This is a genomic window from Gordonia effusa NBRC 100432, assembly GCF_000241305.1.
Taxonomy (GTDB): Bacteria; Actinomycetota; Actinomycetes; order Mycobacteriales; family Mycobacteriaceae; genus Gordonia; species Gordonia effusa.
This window is the reverse complement of the sequence record NZ_BAEH01000009.1, coordinates 1-23409: the sequence shown is the minus strand read 5'-3', so window position 1 is coordinate 23409 and position 23409 is coordinate 1. Positions and strand designations below refer to the sequence as shown.

Sequence of the window (23409 nt, the reverse complement as noted above, 5' to 3'; positions counted from 1 at the left end):
ACTTCGTCGTGCGGATCGGCATCGGCTGCCGAATCGGTTCCCAGCGGCCGAAAACTGCTGCGCCTGGAAGTACGCAACGCGCAGACCCCCATCGAGCGCAAACCCAAGTGGATCAAGACCCGCGCCACGATGGGCCCCGAGTACAGCGAACTCAAGGGCCTCGTGAAACGTGAAGGGCTGCATACGGTTTGCGAGGAAGCTGGCTGCCCCAACATCTACGAATGCTGGGAGGACCGGGAGGCGACCTTCCTCATCGGCGGCAGTCAATGCACTCGACGTTGCGACTTCTGCCAGATCGACACCGGCAAGCCCGAACCCCTCGATCGTGACGAGCCGCGGCGCGTCGCCGAGAGCGTGCAGGCGATGGGTTTGCGCTATTCGACGATCACCGGCGTCGCGCGCGACGATCTGCCCGACGAGGGCGCGTGGCTGTACGCGGAAACTGTGCGCAAGATCCACGAACTCAATCCCGGCACCGGCGTGGAGAACCTGATCCCTGATTTCCACGCCAACCCTGATCTGCTCGCCGAGGTGTTCGGCGCACGGCCCGAAGTGCTGGCCCACAATCTCGAAACGGTGCCCCGGATTTTCAAACGGATTCGTCCGGCATTTCGCTACGAACGGTCGCTCGATGTCATCACCCAGGCGCGTGAGTTCGGTCTGGTCACCAAGTCGAATCTGATCCTGGGGATGGGCGAGACTGTCGACGAAGTCCGGGAAGCGTTGGTGGACCTTTACGAGGCGGGCTGCGACATCGTCACCATCACGCAGTACCTGCGCCCGTCGCCCCGGCACCATCCGGTGGAGCGCTGGGTGAAACCCGAGGAGTTCGTCGACCACTCCGAATTCGCCGACGAACTGGGCTTCGCCGGTGTGATGGCCGGACCGCTGGTCCGCTCGTCGTATCGAGCGGGTCGCCTGTACGCGCAGGCGATGGCGAAGCACGGTCGCGAGCTGCCCGCAGCGATGGCTCACCTGGCACAGGAGAGTTCGGCGAACCAGGAGGCCTCGAGCCTGCTGGCACGTCTGGGATAGCCGCCGCCCGCGTCGCCTATCCACCGCGCCGAGCTCAATCTGCTCCGACGTAGACTGAACATCATGGCAAAGGCGCAGTCCAACACGAGCAAAGAGGCGAAAGCCGCGGCAAAAGCCACCCGCAAGCAGGCATCGCGCGAGCGACGGTCGCAGTTGTGGCAGGCGTTCCAAATGCAGCGCAAAGAGGATAAGCGTCTTATCCCCTACATGCTCGGCGTATTCGTCCTCGTCGTGGCCATCTTCGTCGGCCTGGGTTTCGCCTTCGACCAGGTTCTGTTCCTCACTCCGATCGGAGTGCTTCTCGGCCTGCTGGCGGCGTTCATTCTGTTCGGCCGCCGGGTGCAGCGTTCGGTCTTCACCAAGGCTGAGGGGCAGAAGGGCGCGGCCGGCTGGGCGCTGGACAATATGCGCGGCCAGTGGCGCGTGAAACAAGCGGTGGCCGGAACCACCCACCTCGACGCTGTGCATCGCGTCATCGGCAAACCCGGTGTGATTCTGGTTGGCGAAGGTGCGCCGACGCGGGTGAAGGGGCTGCTCGATCAGGAGAAGAAGAAGGCCGCGCGGGTCGTCGGCGACACCCCGATCTATCTCGTCGTCGTCGGGAACGAGGACGGTCAGGTCCCGCTGCGCAAGCTTGAGCGGCACCTGAACAAGCTGCCCACCAACATCGACCGCAAACGCATCGACGCGCTGGAAGGGCGACTCGCGGCACTCACCGGCCGTCAGCCTGGCCCCGGCATGCCAAAAGGACCGATGCCGCAGGGCGCCAAAGTCCGCAATGTGCAGCGAGCGGCACGGCGTAAGTAGCAGATACCAGCTGAAATATGCCCCGAGGCTGGGGCAGACGCGCATATGGCGTCTGCTCGCGCCACGGGGCATATTTTCGCCACGGTCGTCTACCTGAAACGGTGATATCGACCGGCTCACTGGGGGTACCCTGACGCCACTGCCTTGGGGGGAGACATCGGTGACAGCAATTCAGCAAACGGCCGGCGCGCGCATGATGCGAGCCCGCGCTATGTTCGACGTCGCGATTTCGGCACATCTTCAGAGTGCCGACGACGACTACGCGGCACGGGCATTCATGCGCGCGACCGAATTGGCGCCAGAGATGGCGGATGCGTGGCTAGGGCGTATCGCCGCGGGCGATACCAGTGCCGAGTGCTATTTCAATCTCTACAAGTACCGGCAGAATATCTCCCACGAACAACGCCGATTGGGCCTGGCGCCCCGAACTCTGTTCGGCCGGTTCGCAACTGGGCTCTACGTCGACTATCCGGTCTCTGATCATGTCGAGGCTGCCGCGGCGTACGCATGCGCGATGATCGCCGACGGGGACTACGACGGCGCCGACGACACCCTCGAATCCGTCGATACCGCCGAGCTGACACCCATCGTCGAATTCAGTCGGGCACTGCTGAATTTCCGGACTCAACGTTGGCCGGATGTTCTTACCGCTCTTACCAATTCGTCGCAGTGGTCCGATGAATACATGCGTGTTGCGGCGCATGTAATGGTCGGGACAGCATGTGCCCAGCTCGGTTTGTTCAGCGAAGCGCTCAAGCGACTCGAACTAGCCGAGTCAGGTCCCATCCCGACCGCAGCATCCGGAGCGATGTTCACCCGGGGGATGTGCCTTCGAGAGTTGGACAAAGAGGCGCAGGCGCGCGCCATCTTCGAGGAGCTGTACGCACGCGAGCCACATTTCGCCGACAACGTGAAAGCGTTGGCAGACAGCAGTTTCAGGCTCGTCATCACTTCTAAGGAGGCGATCGAATCCCGCACTGATCGGTGGAATCCGCAGTCGGTCCCCAACTCCACCGCCGATCAACAGATCAACACCGACCTGGTCGAACAGGCCCAGCGAGAACTTGATGCGCAGATCGGTCTTGAGACGGTCAAGACGAAGGTCGACAAGCTCAAGTCGTCGGCGACACTAGCGAAAGTCCGTGCAGAGAAGGGATTGTCGAGCGCATTACGAGGTCAACATTTAGTCTTCACCGGTCCACCCGGGACCGGAAAGACCACCATTGCACGTATCATCGCCAAGATCTATTGCGGGCTGGGCATTTTGAACACCGACACGGTGATCGAAGCCAGTCGACGCGACTTCGTCGGCGAGCATCTGGGGTCGACGGCAATGAAGACCGGCACACTCATCGACCGGGCACTCGATGGCGTCTTATTCATCGACGAGGCATACACATTAGTTCAAGCGGGTCTTTCCGGCGGTGACGCGTTCGGCCGCGAGGCAGTGGATACGCTGCTGGCGCGGATGGAGAACGACCGTGATCGGCTGGTGGTCATCATCGCCGGATACGACGCTGAGATCGACCGCTTCCTAGCATCGAACGATGGCCTAGCGTCGCGATTCTCTCGACGAATCCGATTCGACTCCTACTCTCCTACCGAGCTTGCTCGTATTGGTGAAGTGATTGCGCGCGAAAATGATTCAGTATTGACGCCGGCCGCGCTCGAATCCCTCACCGCGCGCTGTGAAGAGTTGTGCCTGTCGACTGTCGTCGATTCAACTGGGCGCCGACGCCGCGCCATCGACCTTGCCGGCAATGGTCGTTTCATCCGCAACGTCGTGGAAGCGGCTGAAGAGGAACGGGAGTATCGACTGAGCCGAGGCAGCGCCGACCTGACGACACTCGACCACGATGTGCTGATGCGGATCGAAGTGACCGATCTCGAATCAGCATTAGACAACGTGGTGCGCATGACCGCACGGTAGCCGTCGCCCCCGCCGATCGTTGAGTGCCAACAAACCCCTGCGATCGTCGGTGTATCGAGACGCCGCAACCCGACTTCAAACCCAGCCGATCAAACCATATCTCGACGCCGCACCATTTCAGCGATCCACGTCGGCGCATAGGGTGACGTACAGTTCGGCGCCGTCGGGTAATCCTTCAGCACCTCCAGTCGCTCCCCAATAGTGACGGCCCGCTCGCGATACTCACTGTGCTCGATGCCTATCTGCGCGAGGCAGTGATTCATCGCCCACTGCAGTCGTTCCGGCGCGTCCTTCATATCGGACTCGATCACGTTCAGTAGTCCCGGCAGGTCAAGGCCATCGGGTTGCTTAGCGATTCGGTCGACCGTAAGTGCCCAACCCGCACTGGCGACGACCGGATCGGGGTCGGAGAACCACAGCACGCGCAGGTTCTCAGCCGCCGGATTCTTCTTCACCACGTAGTTGACCAGCCAGTCCTGCACCTTCGGAGTCGCGGCATGTCTCAACATGGTGTCGAGCTGATCTTGTTCGAAAGCCTTTGGGCGACAGATCAATAGTGAGAGTAGACGTGCAGCGCTATCGCCCGTCGCCCACAGGGCGATGGCCAGATCCTGCTGGGTTTTGAGCCGCTTCGCCACCGCGCGTAGCTTGGTGAGGTTAACGCCATGATCGTCGCCGTGACGCTCATTGACGGCGCGAACCTTGGGGTCGTCGAGGCTCGCGAGCTCGGCCAGCAGTTCGTCCACCGCACTATCGGTTGTCCCCGGCACTACGACCAACTCCCTGTCATTCGGCTGATCTCATCACCATACGGGCAGAGCCCGCGTGATCAGACGCCGCGATGATTCAGCTGACCGGCAGGAAACTCGACGTCGCTACCGGAACACCCAGCACCGAATTGATCGCCTTGTAGCCGTTAGCGGTCTTGAGCAGGGTGAGACGGCTGACCGGCGGTATTTCAGCGTATCCGCCGGTCGGAGTGTGCACGAGTTTCAGCGGGGTGCCGTTGGGGCCAATCAAATCAGTTCCGGCCACGCGGTACTCCGCGCATTTCTGCTCGACCGAGCTGCCATAACGCGTCTCGATACAGAGGTTGTACCTACCGTCTGCCACCTTTGCGGACGCGATTCCCGGCGCCACTGCCGTTGCCACTACCGCAGCGCCGCCGACGATCAAACTCGCACATATTCTCTTCACGGCAACCGATAGTTCCTTAGGGTCACCTAATTCGTCAAGACGGTATGTGCATTTTGCCGGGATTCGTCACACTTGCTCGCCCGCGACTCGTCGTGATTGGGTGACCACGAAATGCTCATCCTGCGGCGTACCCAGCATTCGGCGCATCGTCGCCCGATCGAACGGCCACAGGTCGACCGATCCCGACTCGGTCAGGTACCACGAGTTGCATCCGGTATTCCAGACCGTCGGTCCCATCGCTTGTGCCACTTCGGAATTGAACTGAGCGGTCGCGTCCTCGGTCACCTCGACCGAGTCGAGGTTGCCCGCGGCGAAACGCTCCAACCACTTCACGATGTACTTGGCCGTTAACTCGGCGGAGAATTGCAGCGAGATCGAGCCGGTCGGCGAATTCGGCCCGAGAACGGTGAACAGGTTGGGGAAGCCCGGAATCGCGGTCATCCGGTATGCCCTAGGCCCGCCGGCCCACGCGTCGTCCAGCGTCAGACCGTCACGGCCGACAACTCGCATCGGCCGCATATAGTCGTGTGCGCGAAATCCGGTAGCCAACACGATGATGTCGACGTCGTGCTGGCGACCGTCGACCGTGACGATCCCGGTCTCGTTGATCTTCTCGATGCCAGCGGTCACCAATTCGGTATTCGGCGCGCGCAGCGCGCGATAGTAGGTCCCTGAGATCACCTGCCGCTTGCACAACGGCTGGTAGTCCGGTGTTAGCTCGGTGCGCAGTTCCTCGTCAAATACCTGACCCCGCAACGATATTCGCGCGTAAGCTTGCACCGCCCGACGCCGCCACGTCGGCTTGAGCACGACGTCGGCGAGTATTCCAGAACCTCGTAAGAGCAACTGGTACACCCGATCCTGCACGTTCCGGCTCGCGCCCAACAGTTTGGATACCACCGATAGCTGCGGCAACCACATCGGAGCCCACAGCACCCACTGTGGTGCCCGCACGAAATGTGTCACCGATGAGGCTTGCTTCTGCAATGCCGAAACCACCTGCACGCCAGTCGAACCCGTTCCCAACACGGCGACCCGCCGACCGTCGGTGACCAGATCGTCATCCCATCGGGCAGTGTGTACGACCGGCCCCGAGAAGTCGCCGAGCCCGGGGATGTCGGGGATAGCCGGGTTATGGAGTACACCGGTCGCGCAGATGACGAAATCGACGGTGAGTTCCTCTTCCGACTCGGTGCCCGACGCTCCGGTCGGTCGAGTTGTGACCGTCCATTCGCCCGTCTCGTCGTTGAATACCGACGCGACTACCTCGGTGCCGAATCGAATCCGATCGACGATGCCGAGCTCTTCGACCACGTCGCGGTGATACTGCTGAATCTCCGGCCCGGTTGCCCAGATTCGCTTCCAATCCGCCTTGGGCGCAAAGGAAAACTGATAGATCTGCGACGGCACATCACACGTCAGACCCGGATAGTGATTCCAATACCAGACACCGCCGACGTCGGTGCCCTTCTCCACGATCAGGTAATCAGAGAATCCTGCCTGCTCCAACGCATGGGCCGTGGCGATTCCAGCCACCCCTGCACCGATCACCACGATCCGCGGCTCACGACGTCGACTCACTGGGAAACCTCCTGTGCGGCAAGGGCTCTGGCGACCGTTTCGCCGACACTCGTGAGTGCGGCGTCGAATGCGCGCTGGCGATGTCCACGTTTCATGAAATTCGCGCCGAGACCAGCCATGTCTTGCGCCGACGGCGTGATCACCACGACCCGCGTCCCTCGTGCCCGGACCTGCGCGACCTCTCGCCGCAGCACTTTCGACATCGGATTGCGCAGCGCCGCTCGCTCTATCAGTCCACCGGGGCCGGGGGCCCGCACTCCCGTCTCCGATGCCATCGGAGCGACAACATAGACCAGATCGGCCTCATCGGGACCGATCAGATCGACCGACGCCGTCGACGCCGCTCCGCCGTCGACATACGTGTGTCCGTCGATCTCGACCGGCGGCATCCACGCCGGGATCGCCCACGATGCGCGCAACCCTTGGGCCGCGGACACTGTGGGCGCACCCGGTGCCCCGAAGGCCACTCGCGCTCCGTCGTCAACTCGGTACGCGACCAGTCGAGCCCCGGCATGCGGCAGCCATGAATTACCTTCGGGGACAACGGCGTGCGCGAGCCGTTCAAGCCACGACGCATCCCCTCGTCCCCGAGGGGCGATACCCACCAGCGATTCGTGGCCGCTTCGCCGCGTCCATAGTGTCGACGGACGCAACCGGCCGGGTCGCGGAATTGGCGGAACACCCGAGGGGGTCGCCGCCAGATGTGCGGCGAGCACCGGGTCGGCGGACCGCCCGGCTTGCATCTCGACCAGGTCGTTAACTCCGTAGCCGCCGGCCAGCATGGTGACGATCTCGGCGCCCGCCGAGGTCCCCTGCAAGACGTCGGCTTGGGTTGGGTCCCAATCGGTTTGCTCGGCCAGGGCGTGCAGCGCGGCGATGATCCATGCACCTCCGATGGTGCCACCACAGCCGATTGCCAGGGCGGTCCTGCTCACTTAGCTGTCACCTTTCGACGAGTCCCCTTCGCCTTCACCGACTTTGCCGTTTCTTCGCCATGCTGGGCCGCCTGTCGATCGACCCGCTCCAGGTAGTCGCGTCGCTCCGCGGCGTCGAGAGCAAGTGCCTGTCGATCGTTGGCGAATCGACGACCGATTCGCTCGAGGAACTCGGGCACGAACAGATCGGTCAAGGCCCACAGCGGCGCGACCCAGCCCGGCACAGAAGTCCGAGCGGCTTGTGTCCGTAGGGTTTTCACGACCGCGCGAGCTACATCTTCCGGATCGACAGTTGGCAAGGTGCCCCCGAGGTCGGCACCCGACGACAGTTCAGTGCGTACCGCGGCGGGCAGAATCGCGCATACCGCGACGCCGGCATCGCCATACTCGAGGCGCGCGGCGAGTGAAGCACCCAGTGCCGCATACTTACTCGCGTTGTAGCTGACCATGCCCGGCAGCGGAAGCATTCCCGCCATCGACGCGATATTGACAATGTGTCCACGCTTGGCGCCGAGCATTGTCGGCAACACCGCGCGCATGCCGTTGAGCACTCCCGCGACGTTGACATCGAGGATGAGTTCGGTAATCGAAGTGGACTCTGCCTCAAACGGACCGACCGGCATTACGCCCGCGTTGTTCACGAGCACGTCGATGCGGCCATTGTTGGCAATCACCTTGTCCACGAACGTCGCCCACGACTGCGGGTCCGTGACGTCGAGCGGTGCCGCCGATGCGCCGGGCAGCGCGGCAGCCGTCGTCGAAGCTACCTCGCCGTCGACATCGCCGATCCACACCGTTGCCCCCTGGCGCGCGAACTCCGCCGCCGTCGCGGCGCCGATGCCGCGGGCACCTCCGGTGATCACGACGACCGCATTCGCCACGTCTATCCGTGGCACTCGCCTTCCGAACAACCCCATTGCATATCCTCCCGATCGTGCGGCCTTGCCGCTACTTTGAGTGACAGTTACCCGGCCAGCATGGTTCAGATACCGCGGGTATGTCAATACCGGAGGTATTTCGTCGTACACTCTGGCCATGGTTCGCCTCACCCGCGCCGAACAGCAGGCCCGCACCCGGACTGAATTACTCTCAGTCGCCCGAGAGCAGTTCTTGACGGCCGGATACGCCGCGACCAGCCTCGATGGCATCGCAGCCACCGCGGGCTACTCCAAAGGAGCGGTGTACTCCAACTTCAAGGACAAGCCGACACTCTGCGGCGCGGTCTTGGAAGAGATCCACCGGGACAAGATCGGCGAACTCGCCGCGTTGACCGCGGCCGCTATGACCTTCGACGACGTCGATGAACGCGTCGACGCGATCGGCGCGTGGGTCGAAGCTACTGCGGGTGACATCGGCTGGACGATGCTTGAGTTGGAGTTCGTGGTGCTCTCTCGCCATGATCGAAAGCTCAACGCGATGATCGTCGGGCTGCGCGAACGGGCGAACGCGATGGTTGTGGAGATGTTGGAGCCGCTGTTCAACGAATTGCTGGCACCGCCCGCCGATGCCGAAACTCAGTTCGTAGATGACGATGCGGCGTTGCCGACGCTCCCGGATCTGGCCGATCTACTACTCAGCACCGGCATCGGACTCGGAATTCAGCGCGCGGTGGATCCGAGGGTGTCGGTTCAACCCGCCGTCGACGCACTGCGCGCGGCGATGCGATTAATGCACGCGTTGACCGAGGCTCCGTCGTCGGTCGAGTAGGTAGCTGGGTCTACCGACTTTTTACTACCGCGGTACCGGTGGCACGGTCGTGCAATGCGCGTCCGTTGTAGTCGTTCAACAGAGCCGGAACAATCGCGACTATCAGCGCTTGGCGCGCGAGTGCGCGCACAAACCCCACCGCGACGGCCTTCTCACCCGATGCGATTGACATCGTGAGGTCGGGACCGTAGTCCACCCGGACCACTCGCAACCCCGCTACAAACTGTCCCGGCGTGAAACCGAATAGTGTGATGGTGAACACACCAACGACGAACCATACCGCCAATTGCGGCGTTCCTGCATGTCGAATTGTCTCGGCAAATGTGTCCTCACGCACGAAGATCAGCGCGATTCCGTACGCCATCAACCAGTCCACCAGGAGTCCCCAGCAACGGGTCCAGCCTGAGGCGAGCGAGCCCGCACCGTTACGCGATAAGCCCAGGTCCTGGCCGGGAAACTCATTGTTGGGATTGTTGCCGATCTGCGTTCCCGACAACCACGATCCGATGGTGCGACCCATCACTTCACCCCCGACGTCAGCACCGAAACGGCGACGCGGATTCTCAGCTGGGCACGTGCGGTCATAGCGTCCATGTTAGGCACCGATCAAAATCGGACATATTCCGGCTCAAGGTGACGGTAAACGCCGCATCGGGAATAGTGAAGGTGCACGACGACCGAGTTTTCGAGGGATCGCGTAACACAGGGGAAACATAGGCTTAGCACCTGGGCAACCTCACCTCCATACGGTTTTCGCTGTGATCCGCTGCACGACGATCCGTAGCGGGTGTGCGCGCCAGGATCACCTGGCGACCCGATAGTTAAGGAGTCACCGAACGGTGTACAGCAGCAAGGAAGAACTACTCGAGGGCATCAAGAAGGAAGGTGTCGAGTACGTCGACATCCGATTCTGCGACCTGCCCGGTGTAATGCAGCACTTCTCCATCCCGGCCGAGGCGTTCGACGAGAGCGTCTTCGAGGATGGCCTGGCCTTCGATGGTTCGTCGGTCCGCGGCTTCCAGTCGATCGACGAGTCGGACATGATGCTCCTGCCCGATCCGGCAACCGCGCGCATCGACCCATTCCGCAAGGCGAAGACGATGAACGTCAGCTTCTTCGTCCACGACCCGTTCACGCGCGAGGCATACAGCCGCGACCCGCGTAACGTCGCCCGCAAGGCCGAGGACTACCTGGCCTCCACCGGTATCGCCGACACCTGCTTCTTCGGCGCCGAAGCCGAGTTTTACATTTTCGACTCGGTGTCGTTCAGCTCAGAGATGAACGGAACGCACTACGAGGTCGAGTCCGAGTCGGGCTGGTGGAACACCGGCGCACCGACCGATCCCAACGGCAGCCCCAACCTGGGTTACAAGGTTCGCCCCAAGGGTGGCTACTTCCCGGTCGCGCCTTATGACCACTACGTCGACCTGCGCGATGAGATGTCGACCAACCTCACCTCTGCAGGCTTCACGCTTGAGCGCGGGCATCACGAGGTCGGTACCGCCGGTCAGGCCGAGATCAACTACAAGTTCAACACTCTGCTGCACGCCGCCGACGATGTGATGCTGTTCAAGTACATCATCAAGAACACCGCGTGGCAGAACGGCAAGTCGGTCACCTTCATGCCGAAGCCGCTGTTCGGGGACAACGGCTCGGGTATGCACGCCCACCAGTCGCTGTGGAAAGACGGCAAGCCGCTGTTCCACGACGAGGCCGGCTACGCGGGTCTGTCGGATCTGGCTCGCTACTACATCGGCGGCATTCTGCACCACGCGCCGTCGCTGCTGGCGTTCACCAACCCGACCGTCAACTCCTACAAGCGCCTGGTGCCGGGCTACGAGGCTCCGATCAACCTGGTCTACAGCCAGCGCAACCGCTCGGCATGTGTGCGTATCCCGATCACCGGTAACAACCCGAAGGCCAAGCGCCTCGAGTTCCGTTGCCCGGATAGCTCGGGTAACCCGTACCTGGCCTTCGCCGCCATGATGATGGCTGGCCTGGACGGCATCAAGAACAAGATCGAGCCGCACGAGCCCGTCGACAAGGATCTCTACGAGCTCCCGCCGGAGGAGGCCAAGTCCATTCCTCAGGCTCCGACGTCGCTGGCCGCCGTCATCGACAAGCTCGAAGAGGATCACGACTACCTCACCACCGGTGGCGTGTTCACCGAAGACCTCATCGAGACCTGGATCGCGCACAAGCGTGAGAATGAGATCGAGCCGGTGCAGATCCGTCCGCACCCCTACGAGTTCTCGCTGTACTACGACTGCTGATCGATCAGCACTTGGCAACCGCCCGTCCACGATCCGTGGGCGGGCGGTTGCATTTTCTTTGCCTCATCGGATTGCCGTGCGCGGCGGGCCGACCTGCGATTGTTCTGCCCCGACTACCTTGCTGGCCGTCGGCGCACACCCTGTAGGTTTGCTGCATGACCTTCTCCCGTCGACTCCCCCTCCTGTTCGCTGCCCCGTTGGCCGCTGGCGTTTTGCTGCTGTCGGCGTGCGGTTCTGACGACTCGACGGCGGTGTCCACCACCGACAGCGCGCCAACTGAGCCCGGCGCCACCACCACCGACGCGGTGGCCACCGCCTGCCCGACCGCAGCTCCGGCCGCTGACGTAGCGCCGCAGTGGACCTTCGACGGCACCAGCGGAAAGGTCGCGGTCACCGGCTCGACCGATACCGCCGCCCCCAAGGTCACCGTTACCTCACCGTTCTCGGTCGCGACCACTCAGGTTCAGACGCTGACCGCCGGCAGTGGTGCCGTGGTCCCGGCGACCGCGACCGTCAAGGTCTGCTACGAAGGCGTCAATGGGCGTGACGGCAAGGTCTTCGACAGTGCGTATCAGCGCGGCGAACCGGCTGACTTCCCACTCGACGGTGTCATCCCCGGATTCACCAAAGCCATTGCGGGACAAAAGGTCGGCTCGACGGTTGCGGTAGCGGTCGCACCGGCCGACGGTTACACCACCGGCATGCCCGATGCCGGGATCGAAGCTGGCGACACCCTGATCTTCGCGATCAAGATCCTGTCGGCGTCGTAGCCACAGCGGCGACTCCCCGCATCGCAAACCCGATTCACGGCGACAATCCCGACCCACATTGTGGGTCGGGATTGTCCGCTCAGGTCGGGTTTGCGGACGAGGCGGGCCACAGCCACAGTCGCGCTAGTCACCAGACCCGTTGTCGCGCAACGCCCTTCGTAGGATTTTGCCCGACGTCGTCTTGGGCAGCGCATCGGTCAGCACTATCCGGCGCGGACGCTTGTAAGCGGCCAACTGCTCGCGCGCATACGCCATCAGGGCGTCCACGTCGGCTGTGCGCCCGGGCTCCAACGCGACGAACGCCGTCACCGACTCGCCTCGAACCTCGTCGGGCACACCGACGACGGCTACTTCGGCGACGTCGGGATGGCGATAGAGCACATCCTCCACCTCCCGCGGCCACACTTTGTAGCCGGCCGAGGTGATCATGTCCTTCTTTCGGTCGAGCAGAAAAGCCCAGCCGTCGGCATCGACGAATCCGATGTCGCCGGTACGCAATTCGCCACCCGGGAAGAATTGTGCGGTGGCGTCATCCTGTCCCCAGTATCCGGCGGCTACCTGTGGCCCCGAGATCGCAAACTCGCCGACCTCGCCAGCACGAACATCTTCGCCCGCGTCGTCGACCACTCGAACCACGGTGTCGTACACCGGCATTCCGATCGACAGCGCACCTGACTCGACGTCGACCGCCGTTGGCCGATCCATTGGCGCGGCGAGCGCCGGCGATGTCGTCTCGGTCAATCCGTAGACCACTGTGAGTGGCAAACCCATTGCCTTCTCGATCTTGTCCGCGAGTGCCGGCGAGATAGCAGCTCCGCCCGAACCGAGTCGGCGGATCGAAACGAAATCCTCAGCAGAGGAAGATTCATCAACCAGTGAGACCAACGCGCTGATCGTGCCGATGACGAAAGTCGGCCGGTGCGTTCGGATCGCGTCGAGCATCCCCGCGGGGGTGAACCGGTGCGCCAACACAAGTGGCGCCCCGAGCCGAAGAGCGACCGCAACATGTCCGATGAGTCCGGTGATATGGAAAACAGGCGTAAGCCCAAGCACGACATCGTCGGCCGTGAGCTCCATCCACCGACGATAGGTCTCCGCCCCGGCGGTCACATTCGAGTGAGTATTAATAGTCGCCTTCGGAATGCCGGTGGTACCGGAGGTATACATCAGCAGCGCCGCATCGGTTGGGGTGAGCTGGCCGGTGCCGACGCGCGGCCCGACGGGCAGTTCGGCGATTCGGTGGCCCGCACGACCTACGGCCAGCCGGTTTCGCGGGGCGCGCCAGTCGTCAGCCGACGTGGTCACCACCACTTCGACGTCAGACTCCCCCGATTCGACGACGCCGCGAGCCACGTCGTCGTACAACGTATCCAGCGACAGCAACGCCCGCGCTCCGGTATCGATCAGGGCAAAGGTCAGCTCTCGCGCGGTGTACATCGGGTTGATCGGCACAGCGACCCCGCCGACTTTCCACGCCGCCACGAGTCCGATAACGAACGCGGGATTATTCTGCGTGAATAGCGCGAAGCGATCGCCGAACCGAAACCCGTTGGCCGTCAGCAAGTTTGCCAAGGCGTTGGCGCGTTCGTCCACGTCGCGCATCGTTAGCACACCATCGAAGTACTTGATGAGCGGGCGGTCGGCTCCGCTGGCCAGTGCCGCCTCGAACATCGCTAACGCGGTCGGGGGTCGAAAGTCAACGTCGGGCGATCCACCAGCCATGACCGCGATTGTAGTCTGCGTCACTCCACGTCTGGGCACCCTCGTTGGATGCGTGTTGACCACCCGAATCAGTGAGCGTCGCGGTGTCGAGACCAGATTTCGGAGGACATATGCCCTAGCGTGGAGTGCATGTCGGACCAGTCCACCGCACACCAGGCCCAGTTGGGTTCTGACGCCGTGCGCTCGGATGCCGATCCATCGATCGCCCCGCAGAACATGATCCGACCGGCGCGCGAATTGGCTGGAATTTCGTTGCGTGAGTTGGCACGTCGCATCGGAGTAAGCGCTGGCACGATGAGCGCCATCGAGACCGGAAAAACCCCGGCGTCGACCCAACGCCTGGAACTCATCGTCGCCGAACTAGGCACCACCGTCGAATTATTGTCGAACGCGGCACCTCCGGCCCACTCCCCCGAGCGCGCGGAATTCGATTGGCGCGTCTACCCCGACAAACACCTCGATCCCGTACTAGCCGCCGCCATCGCATGTTTCGTACGCACCGGCTATCACGGTGCGACGATGCGAACCATCGCCGCCGAGGCCGGGATCAGCGTGCCCGGCGTCTACCACCACTACGCGAGCAAACAAAGTCTGCTCGTCGCCGGCTTCGACCTCGCCATCGCCGAACTCGGCGCGCACCTACCACCTGCTCGCATCGACGGCACCGATCCAGTTGCGCGACTGCGCAATCTGTGCACGGCGATCGTATTGTTCGCAACGGTACGACGCGACCTGGCCCGCATCGTAGTTAACGAGACACGCAACGTCGAAGCCCCCGACGACAGCCGCGTGCAGACGTTCACCACTGAACTGATCATGTTGCTGCAGAACGAGATTGACGCCGGAGTCGCCGACGGATCATTGACCGCCGACGACCCCGGCGCTGCGGCGCTCGCCATTCTGTCGCTATGTTTCAGTGTGTGCCAATGGGATTCGCCGACAACCGATCCTGAACGAGTAGCAGCTCGGTACGCACGGTTCGCCATCAACTTGGCGCGCGAGAAGAATTAACGTCTCCACCATCGCGTGCCGTCGCGGCCCGCTGCGAACTGGGCGAAGAACTCCGCGTCACACACGCTGCGACGCCTCTTGATCGCGCAGCGTCCGGCGCAGAATCTTGCCGGTCGCCGTCTTCGGAAGGGATTCGATGATGTCGATCACGCGCGGATACTTGTATGCCGCCATCCGCGTCTTGCAGAACTCGACCAAATCGTCGGCGGTCGCTGACTTTCCTGGTTGGAGCGACACGAATGCCTTCACCGTCTCCCCGCGATACTCATCGGCGACACCGATCACCGCTGCTTCGGCGATCGCCGGATGCCCGTAAAGTACGTCCTCAACCTCACGTGGCCACACCTTATAACCCGATGCGTTAATCATGTCCTTCTTGCGGTCGACCAGGTAGAACCAGCCGTCGGAATCCATGAATCCCACATCGCCCGTACGCAATTCGCCGCCGGGAATCGATTCCGCAGTGGCTGTCGGCTTATTCCAGTAGCCCGACACCACCTGCGGACCCGACGTCGCGAACTCGCCGACGTCACCGACCGGTACTTCGTCGCCGTTATCGTCGATAACCCGAACCACGGTATTGAACACCGGCACCCCAACCGACAGCGCGCCTGATGCGGCATCGACTGGTGCCCTGACCCCGAAAGGGACCGCATGTGACGGCGAGTTGGTTTCGGTGAGACCGTAGATGTTGTGGATATAGGCGCCGAAGATACCTTCGAGCCGATCGGCGACGGCCGGTGCGATCGGCGCGCCACCGGAATACAGCGCGCGGAGCGAACTGAAGTCATCCTCCTGTGCGCCACCGGAATCGGCCATCGCGATATAGGCGGTGATCGCCCCCACGGTAAATGTCGGCCGATGTTCCCGGATCGCCTCCACGACGACCTCGGGATGGAATCGGTGCGCCAGCACCAAAGGCGCGTGCAACAGCAGAGCGATCATCACATGACCCACAAGCCCGGTTATGTGGAACAGCGGGGCTACACCGAGCACCACGTCGTCGGAGTTCAGACCGATCCAGTCGCGGTAGGCCTGCGCGTTGAAGGTGAGGTTGCGATGAGTATTCATCGCTCCCTTCGGCTGCCCCGTCGTACCCGACGTGTAGGTAAGCACAGCGATATCGTCGGGCGACAGCTTGACGACCGAAGGCTTTGTGCCGTCATGGTTTTCGATGACTTCGGCGAGCGAGATAGTACCGATCGGCGTGATGCGTTCGACGTCGCTGAACAACCGTGCGTCATCGCGCGTCTGGCCGTCGAGTGCGGAGGTGGTGAATACCGTCCGCACCGCGGAACCCGACGCCAGCACGTCCCGCGCTACCTCGTCGTAGAGCGAGTCAAGGGTGAGCAGCGCGACCGCCCCGGAGTCATCGAGCAGATAGCTCAGTTCGCGTGCCTTGTTCATCGGGTTGACCAGGACCGCCGCGCCGCCAGCCTTCCACGCGCCAATTAGCCCGATGACGAATGACGGGTTGTTCTGAACATAGATCGCGAGCCGATCGCCCGGCGAGAATCCTTCAGCGACAAGGTGATTCGCCAGGGCGTCGGAAGCATCGTCGAGTGCGCCGTAGGTGAGCACGCCGTCGAAATACTTGATGGCCGGTTCTTCCGCACTGGCTGAAACCGCCGCCCGGAAGAGTTCGAGAGCGTTGCCGAACTCTTCGACGAGATCTGACGGGCGACCTTGCGCGTACCGCGCGAGCCACGGTCGGTCGGCATATGCGCTCACTTGATGGCCACCGGATTGACCGGCGATCCGGTCGCCTCGTTGATCTTCAGGGGCGCCGCGACGTAGAAGAAGTTGTAGGTGCTGTCGGCAGCGCAGTCGGCGGCCAATTTCTCCAAGTCGCAGATTTCCGTGAATGCGATACCGAGGTTGCGCATCAGTGCGTTGTGCAACACCAGCGCGACACCGTTATGCGGATCGAAGGTGACTTCGTTGGCGATGGTGTCGGTGACCAGATTCGGTATCTCCATTTCCTGAAACCATTGCACGAGTTCGGGTGAGTAGACCAAGCCTGACTCGCAGAAGTCCTCGTAGAAGCCGTCACCCTTCTCGAAGAAGAGTTGGAGATGGTTGGTACGGATCACCAGGATGTCGCGCTTCTGAATAGGCGTCCCCTGTTGCTCAGCACACGCGACGAGGTCATCGTGCGTATAGGTCTCGTAGGGATCGAGGTAGTCCTTGCCACGGTAGCGGGCCATATCCAGCAGGACGGCACGGCCGGCGACGCCCCGCTCGGCGATGGGCGCGACGCTCGCCTTCGACAACCCACCGACCGTGGTCCGAGCATCGAAGCCATTCCAGATCTTGCCGCCGTACCACACGTGGCCGAGAGCGTCGTATTGCGTTGAGCCCTGAAGGAATGCGTAGAGCTTGTCGTCGGCGTAGTGCAAGCCGCCGGGGAACGCGGGACCGTCCCCTCCCTCATCCCAGTGGGACTCGTCGAGAATCATCTCGCGGGTTGCCGGGCTGCGACCCGGCCAGACCGGGTCGCCGTTGGGGTCGCCGATGAGACGTTGCAGGGTGAATAATTCGCCCTTCTTAATTTGTGCGGCTCCAGCCAAAACCTGTTCAGCGGTGAGATAGTTGAGACTGCCGACTTCGTCGTCGGGCCCCCATTTACCCCAGTTGGTCGGGGAATCGGCGAGTAGTTCGGTTAACGCAGGAGCGTCAGTCATCGGGGAACCTTTCTCATTTCTGAACACTCAGAACGAGCGTTCAGTCTGTTCAACGTGACTAGGGTCACTCTCGCCCGGGAATTTGTCAACCCCCACATTCCGCGTCGATGCCACACCGACGCCCGTGGTCGAGCTCCGCAACGCCCATGCGGCAATCACTGCCGTCACCACCAGCACTCCGGCACCCACCCACGCCGCCGCAGACAGCCCCGAGACGAATGCCTCACGCGCGGCGGCGATCAATGCTTGCGCCTGGCCCGCGGGAAGTTCGTGCGCCGCTCCGATGGCGCCCGAAAGGCTCTGTCCCGCAGGTGTTCCCGAAAACGTCGGGTCATCGAAGGACAGGCGGAATACCACGTTAACTACGCTGCCGAGGACAGCGATACCCAGCGCCCCACCGAATTCGCTCGACGTCTCCAGCAGACTCGACGTCGCGCCGGCCCGGTCGGCTGGCGAAACCCCAACTACGTAGTCCGCGATCACCGACGCTAGAGCGACCGTGCCAGCCGCGAGCAGCGTCGCACCGATCAGCACCGATATCAGCGAGTCCGTGGTCGTCAGCGTCGCCAACACCACGAAACCCGCAGCGGCACAAAGCAATCCCATAACAATCACGCTGGGTCGTCCGAAGCGAACAGCAGCCGTCGCCGCGGCAGGCGCGGCAGCACCGACAAAAATCGACGGAACCAGACTCCACAGTGCGGCGACCAGCGGCGTATACCCAAGCACCGACTGCAGATACTGCGTCATGATGATCGCGTTGCCCAAGATCGCGAACATACCAATGACATTGATCCAGATCGATGCGGAGAATCGGCGATCGCGAAACATCGTCAAATCGACCAGCGGCTGCGCGAGATGCCGCTGCCGCCAGACGAATACGGCACCGACGACAATTCCTGCAACAATTAGCCCGATCCACGAGACCGACCAGCCGTCGGCCGCGAGCTTCTTGATGCCTTCGATGAGCGGCAGGATCGCCCCGAGGGCGAGCAGTGCACTGACCACATCGACTCGACGATTCGAGTCAGAAGTGTTGTTCGGCAACAGCATTGGCGCTACAACCAGGAGCGCGACCATAACCGGCACATTGATCAAGAACACTGATCCCCACCAGAAATGTTCGAGCAGCAGACCGCTGATTATTGGCCCGAGGGCAACACCGCCGGTGAGAACCGCACTCCAGATCGCAACAGCCTTCGCGCGGGCGGCGGGGTCGTCGAAGACGAACTTGATCAATGCGAGGGTCGAGGGCATAAGCGTGGCGCCGCCAACGGCCAACAACGCCCGCGCCGCAATCAGCATCTCCGCGGAGACGGCGAATGCCGCACATAGCGATGCGGCACTGAACGCCACCGCCCCGATCATCAGGAGTCGACGATGCCCAATGCGGTCCGCCAGCGACCCCATTGTCAACAGCAGGCCCGCGAGCACAAAGCCGTAGACGTCGAAGATCCACAGCTGCTGCTCGGGTGTCGCCTGCAGGTCGTCGGCTATGAACGGCGCCGCGAAGAACAAGACCGAGACATCCATCGAGACGATCAGCATCGGCAGACATAAAGCCACCATCGCAATCCAGGGGGAACGTGCCTGTGTCATCGGGTTTCCATTCTGTTTATCTCGCATACTGTTTATGTCAAACACAGATGCTACTCGGGTACTGTGTACGACACAAGCAGTAATTGAGATAGCATGACGAGATGACCGGCCAACCCAGCAATCTGCCGCGCTACCTGCAACTGATGTGGGGTCTCGACGACGGTGCGCGACGCGGCCCCAAACCCAAACTGACCATCACCGACATCGGAGAAGCGGCAGTGGCGGTCGCCGATGCCGAGGGATTCGACGCGGTATCGATGAAGGCGATCGCGCAGCGGTTGGAGGTGACGACAATGTCGCTCTACCGCTACGTCGAAGCCAAGGAGGATATCTACGAGATCATGCTCGACGTGGCGTACGGACGGCCCGCCGCTGACCTTACCGCGCATGGGAGCTGGCGCGAACGGCTTGCCGCATGGGCACATGCGATCGCGGCACAACTCCGAAAACGACCGTGGCTCACCGCGATTCCCATGCGCCGCCCTCCTGCTGGCCCAAACACGTTGTCCTGGACCGAAGCCGGCATTACCGCATTCGACAAGACCGCGCTAACGAGCCAGGCGAAATTGTCGTCGCTACTTCTGGTCGACGGATTCGTTCGCAACCACGTGCGCATGTCGAGTGAACTGGGTGCACTCGACACCGAATCAGCTTCCGGCGCTGACCAATACGGCGTCGTGCTGGGGCAAGTCATCGATGAAGAACGCTTCCCTCGCCTGTGTTCGGCGGTGCGGAGTCAGGTGCTTCACGACGATACCGACGATTTCTACAGCGAGGAGTTGGCCTTCGGGCTCGAGGTGATCTTCGACGGAATCGGCGTTCGGATCGAGCAGGCGGGGTAGCTACACCATCAGCCCTCGGCTGGTCGAGTGGGCCCGCCGAGCGCAGCGAGACGCGCCCGTATCGAGACCACGCAAGACGAATGCCGTTGCCTAACAATGCGATCGGGTCAGCAGGGTCTCGATACACCCGACTCGGCTAACGCCTCGCCGGGCACTCGACCAGCACGTGAAAGCCACCTCGGCCATCGGTGATCACCTGGCACTCGACCAGCAGGGTCTCGGCCAGATCGAGATGAACTATCGCAACTCGGCGAACAACGCCGAATTGAACTCGAATGCCCGCACTGCCTCGGTGGTCAGACGCTCCATATCCGCTTCGTCCAATGACAAACCGTCGAGCCGATCACGGTAGGCATCCTTGTACCGCTTGAGCTTGTCGATGCCGGCGAACCGGTAGAACGACAGTGCGTCATCGCCGACGGCATAGTGCTCCCGCAGGCGGTGCGCGACGACCTGGCCACCGGAAAGATCACCCAGATACCGCGTGTAGTGATGTGCGACGTAGTGCACCGGAACCTCGACGCTGGCAGTGATCGCGTCGCCATACGCAACCGTCGCGGGCAGTGGCTCGACCGCGGCGTGGTCGACGCCGAGTGCCACCAAATCCGATGCGAGAGAAGGCAATCGACGAAGCTTCTCGTCGTGGACAACGCCCGCGATCGGATCGTCGCGCAGGCAGTCGCCGGCCTGTTCCAGCGCTTGGTACACGTAGTACAACTGCGCCGCCAGTCGCCCGTAGGCGTCGACGTCGAGTTCGCCCGTCATCAACGCCTCGACAAACGCCGACCGCTCTGCATTCTCGTGAGCTTCCGACGTAGCCTGCCTCAGTCGGTCAGAAACCGCGGTTGCTGTAGTCATGATGTTCCCAGCCTAGCGACCACCCCGCGGTGATCAGATCCGTTGATGTCGAAACTCACAATGTCATCCGCGACGAACCCGCGCGAAATGACGTGGTCGATCGCGATGAACGGCCGATTCTGCCATCTGTCGGTCGGATAGGTCAGTACCAGTCCGGCGCCGGCCTGTTCAGTCGCGTCCGCGTAGCCCTGGGACACGATGTCGCGGAATGCGACGTGATCCCACGTCGCGTTGAAGTCGCCCGCGGCGATTGCCCGCGGACCGGGCAGTGCGTGCAAAACATTGGCCAATTCGTCGAGTTCGAAATTCCATGTCGGTGTCACGCCATGCAACGGCGCAACCGGGTGCACGGCCGCGAACCATGTCGGACCGACGCCTGGAAGTTCAACGCGCGCAATCAAATTGCCTAGAATCATGGTATCGACCTTGCGCATCTCACTCAACGGGTGACGACTGAAAATGCCCGTTCCTGCCGCAACCGGCCCGGCCATCACATAACTATGCGGCAACTCCTTTTCGATGCCACCGCTCCGCAATCTCTGCAACGACTCCGGGGTCATCTCCTGCACGCTCAACAGATCAACGTCACGCGATCGCACCTGTTCCAGCACGTCGCCGACATCCGCCTGCCCGAACAGTAGATTTGCCGACGCTACCGTGAATTCGTGCGCGGTGGGTGCGGTCTGCGCTCGCCACAGAGGAAGCTGCGTCCACAGCAGTCCGCCGATCACCGCGACCGTCGGGATAAGCGCGAGCCAAGCCCGCGTCGAGCAGAAGAGGACGACCGCCACCACGCCCAGCAGCACCATGAACGGCACCGAGCTGGTCAGGTACAACGTCAGATCACCACGCGACGGGTAATAGTGGAGCCAGATCGCAACGAGCATCGCCGCAACCAGCGCCCACCCGCAGAGAATCGCCGCAAGACGCAGCACTTTAGGCATATGTGTCGTTCCTCGCACCACGCGCCTGGAATTACGCTCCGAATACTTTGGTGACGACGGCCTTGGCGCGTCGGGTGACACGTAGATAATTCTCCAAGAACTCCGCGGCCTCATCGTCTGGCCAACCCGCAGCATACGCGACCGGACGCAGCGCGCCACCCGGTCCGGGTAATTCGTCAATCGGCTTGCCGCGCACCAGAACCAACGCGTTGCGGGCCTGAGTCGCGGTCAGCCACGCTTCCTTGAGGAGGGCTACATCGTCGACGGCCAACAACCCCTCGGCCGCGATGGCATCGAGTGACTGCAGCGTCGACGTATTGTGCAATGACTGATACTCGTGCGCGTAGCGCAATTGCACGAGCTGGACGGTCCATTCGACGTCGGCAAGCCCACCGCGCCCAAGTTTGGTGTGCAACGCGGGGTCCGCGCCTCGCGGAAGTCGTTCAGCGTCGACGCGGGCCTTAATCCGACGAATCTCCTTCACCGCGTCATTCGATACGCCACCCTTCGGATATCGAATGCGGTCGGCCATCAGAAGAAATTCGATGCCCAGGTCGTTGTCACCGGCGACTTGATGGGCACGCAGGAGCGCTTGAATCTCCCACGGTTGTGCCCACTGGTCGTAGTAGGCCGCGTAGGCCGCGAGGGTGCGCACGACTGGACCGTTGCGGCCTTCCGGGCGAAGGCCGGTGTCAACCTCGAGCGGCGGGTCAGTACTGGGCGAGCCGAGCATGGTCCGTACGCGTTCGGCGATGACCTGAGACCATTTGACGGCGTCGGCCTCGTCGGCACCCTCGACTGGATCACAGACGAAGAGCACGTCGGCGTCGGAGCCGTATCCGAGTTCACCGCCGCCGAGTCGCCCCATCCCGATAACCGCGATGCGGGCGGGTGCCGCAGTACCGCGTTCCCGTTCGGATTCGGAAATGACAACGGTCAGTGCGGCATTGAGGACCGCGGCCCACACACTCGACAATGCCGCGCACACCTGCGGCACATCCATCATGCCAAGTACATCCGCCGATGCGATCCGCGCCAGCTCCGCCCGACGGTGCGAACGCGCAACGGCCACAGCCTGTTTGAGATCCTGCCTGCGAACCGTCGATGCGACAAGACCGCTGGCCACGTCGTTGATGTCGACGGAAACGAGTTTCGGTCCATCCGACCCGTCCGAATACAACTGGATCGCCTCGGGCGACCGCATCAGCAATTCCGCGATATAGGCAGACGTACCAAGGACTTTCATCAGCCGCTCGGCCACTACCCCGTCGTCACGCAGCAGACGCAGGAACCATTCGGCGCCGACCAGCTCGTCACACAGCCTGCGGTAGTTGAGGAGTCCAGCGTCGGGGTCGGGGGTTCGTCCGATCCATTCCAGCAGCGACGGCAGGATCAGTAACTGGATCTGCCCCCGCCGTCCCGGCGCACTTGCGAGCGCGCGGATATGACTCAGCGCCCGTTGCGGTTGCCCATACCCGAGTGCTGACAGTCGTCGCTCGGCCGACTCATCGGAC

At 62.4% G+C, this 23409-nt stretch carries 21 protein-coding genes; 8 read left to right on the top strand and 13 right to left on the bottom strand.

What is annotated here, in order from left to right:
* Positions 1-54: 54 nt before the first annotated feature.
* From lipA to eccA, 3 genes are all read left to right on the top strand, one after another.
* On the top strand, positions 55-1035 hold the full coding sequence (gene lipA, locus GOEFS_RS00985; RefSeq protein ID WP_085949499.1) for a lipoyl synthase: 981 nt from the start codon (positions 55-57) through the stop codon (positions 1033-1035).
* Between the two features lie 63 nt (positions 1036-1098).
* The gene (locus GOEFS_RS00980) at positions 1099-1842 is read left to right on the top strand and encodes a DUF4191 domain-containing protein (RefSeq protein WP_007315991.1); all 744 of its coding nucleotides are present in this window, start codon (positions 1099-1101) and stop codon (positions 1840-1842) included.
* A gap of 211 nt (positions 1843-2053) precedes the next feature.
* Positions 2054-3772 (top strand): type VII secretion AAA-ATPase EccA, encoded by a 1719-nt coding sequence (eccA, locus tag GOEFS_RS00975; protein WP_007315990.1) that lies wholly within the window; start codon positions 2054-2056, stop codon positions 3770-3772.
* An 89-nt stretch (positions 3773-3861) separates the two neighbouring features.
* Here eccA and GOEFS_RS00970 read toward each other — a convergent pair whose 3' ends face one another.
* The 5 genes from GOEFS_RS00970 to GOEFS_RS00950 all read right to left on the bottom strand — a co-directional run bounded on the left by GOEFS_RS00970 (position 3862) and on the right by GOEFS_RS00950 (position 8402).
* Entirely contained in the window at positions 3862-4542 is a 681-nt protein-coding gene (locus GOEFS_RS00970) for a DNA alkylation repair protein (protein ID WP_040524190.1), read from the bottom strand.
* Between the two features lie 76 nt (positions 4543-4618).
* Positions 4619-4969, bottom strand: coding sequence for a hypothetical protein (locus GOEFS_RS00965; RefSeq protein ID WP_138917829.1), 351 nt, complete (start codon positions 4967-4969; stop codon positions 4619-4621).
* A gap of 66 nt (positions 4970-5035) precedes the next feature.
* On the bottom strand, positions 5036-6550 hold the full coding sequence (locus GOEFS_RS00960) for a flavin-containing monooxygenase (RefSeq protein WP_007315987.1): 1515 nt from the start codon (positions 6548-6550) through the stop codon (positions 5036-5038).
* Positions 6547-7485 (bottom strand): patatin-like phospholipase family protein, encoded by a 939-nt coding sequence (locus GOEFS_RS00955; protein ID WP_007315986.1) that lies wholly within the window; start codon positions 7483-7485, stop codon positions 6547-6549. The genes GOEFS_RS00960 and GOEFS_RS00955 overlap by 4 nt, the downstream gene beginning before the upstream one ends.
* Positions 7482-8402, bottom strand: a complete 921-nt coding sequence (locus GOEFS_RS00950; protein WP_007315985.1) for an SDR family oxidoreductase — start codon at positions 8400-8402, stop codon at positions 7482-7484. Before GOEFS_RS00950 ends, GOEFS_RS00955 begins: the two co-directional genes overlap by 4 nt.
* A 118-nt stretch (positions 8403-8520) precedes the next feature.
* Here GOEFS_RS00950 and GOEFS_RS00945 point away from each other — a divergent pair, with 118 nt between their 5' ends.
* Positions 8521-9192, top strand: a complete 672-nt coding sequence (locus GOEFS_RS00945; protein WP_007315984.1) for a TetR/AcrR family transcriptional regulator — start codon at positions 8521-8523, stop codon at positions 9190-9192.
* Positions 9193-9202: 10 nt separating this feature from the next.
* Here the strand turns inward: GOEFS_RS00945 and GOEFS_RS00940 are convergent, their stop codons facing one another.
* A complete protein-coding gene (locus GOEFS_RS00940) occupies positions 9203-9712 on the bottom strand; it encodes an RDD family protein (protein WP_007315983.1) in 510 nt (169 codons plus the stop codon).
* 319 nt (positions 9713-10031) lie between these two features.
* Between GOEFS_RS00940 and glnA the strand changes: the two genes are divergently transcribed.
* Positions 10032-11465, top strand: coding sequence for a type I glutamate--ammonia ligase (gene glnA, locus GOEFS_RS00935; RefSeq protein ID WP_007315982.1), 1434 nt, complete (start codon positions 10032-10034; stop codon positions 11463-11465).
* Between the two features lie 212 nt (positions 11466-11677).
* Positions 11678-12235 (top strand): FKBP-type peptidyl-prolyl cis-trans isomerase, encoded by a 558-nt coding sequence (locus GOEFS_RS00930; RefSeq protein WP_170323117.1) that lies wholly within the window; start codon positions 11678-11680, stop codon positions 12233-12235.
* A 123-nt stretch (positions 12236-12358) separates the two neighbouring features.
* On the opposite strand, the gene GOEFS_RS00925 is transcribed toward GOEFS_RS00930, so the two are convergent.
* Complete coding sequence (locus GOEFS_RS00925; RefSeq protein ID WP_040524206.1) at positions 12359-13957, bottom strand: class I adenylate-forming enzyme family protein; 1599 nt, start codon at positions 13955-13957, stop codon at positions 12359-12361.
* 129 nt (positions 13958-14086) lie between these two features.
* Here GOEFS_RS00925 and GOEFS_RS00920 point away from each other — a divergent pair, with 129 nt between their 5' ends.
* A complete protein-coding gene (locus tag GOEFS_RS00920; RefSeq protein WP_007315979.1) occupies positions 14087-14968 on the top strand; it encodes a TetR family transcriptional regulator in 882 nt (293 codons plus the stop codon).
* Between the two features lie 57 nt (positions 14969-15025).
* Here the strand turns inward: GOEFS_RS00920 and GOEFS_RS00915 are convergent, their stop codons facing one another.
* Genes GOEFS_RS00915 through GOEFS_RS00905 form a run of 3 tightly spaced genes read right to left on the bottom strand, consistent with a single transcriptional unit; the run spans position 15026 to position 19251 of the window.
* The gene (locus GOEFS_RS00915) at positions 15026-16699 is read right to left on the bottom strand and encodes a class I adenylate-forming enzyme family protein (RefSeq protein ID WP_007315978.1); all 1674 of its coding nucleotides are present in this window, start codon (positions 16697-16699) and stop codon (positions 15026-15028) included.
* Positions 16696-17652 (bottom strand): cyclase family protein, encoded by a 957-nt coding sequence (locus GOEFS_RS00910; RefSeq protein ID WP_007315977.1) that lies wholly within the window; start codon positions 17650-17652, stop codon positions 16696-16698. The genes GOEFS_RS00915 and GOEFS_RS00910 overlap by 4 nt, the downstream gene beginning before the upstream one ends.
* Positions 17653-17679: 27 nt before the next feature.
* A complete protein-coding gene (locus GOEFS_RS00905; RefSeq protein ID WP_007315976.1) occupies positions 17680-19251 on the bottom strand; it encodes an MFS transporter in 1572 nt (523 codons plus the stop codon).
* 101 nt (positions 19252-19352) lie between these two features.
* On the opposite strand from GOEFS_RS00905, the gene GOEFS_RS00900 reads away from it, so the two are divergent.
* The gene (locus tag GOEFS_RS00900) at positions 19353-20093 is read left to right on the top strand and encodes a TetR/AcrR family transcriptional regulator (RefSeq protein ID WP_007315975.1); all 741 of its coding nucleotides are present in this window, start codon (positions 19353-19355) and stop codon (positions 20091-20093) included.
* A 237-nt stretch (positions 20094-20330) separates the two neighbouring features.
* Here GOEFS_RS00900 and GOEFS_RS00895 read toward each other — a convergent pair whose 3' ends face one another.
* From GOEFS_RS00895 to GOEFS_RS00885, 3 genes are all read right to left on the bottom strand, one after another.
* Positions 20331-20951, bottom strand: coding sequence for a biliverdin-producing heme oxygenase (locus tag GOEFS_RS00895; RefSeq protein WP_007315974.1), 621 nt, complete (start codon positions 20949-20951; stop codon positions 20331-20333).
* Positions 20948-21895, bottom strand: a complete 948-nt coding sequence (locus tag GOEFS_RS00890; RefSeq protein WP_007315973.1) for an endonuclease/exonuclease/phosphatase family protein — start codon at positions 21893-21895, stop codon at positions 20948-20950. Before GOEFS_RS00890 ends, GOEFS_RS00895 begins: the two co-directional genes overlap by 4 nt.
* Before the next feature lie 31 nt (positions 21896-21926).
* On the bottom strand, positions 21927-23409 hold a 1483-nt coding region (locus tag GOEFS_RS00885; RefSeq protein ID WP_007315972.1), incomplete at its 5' end, for a bifunctional [glutamine synthetase] adenylyltransferase/[glutamine synthetase]-adenylyl-L-tyrosine phosphorylase.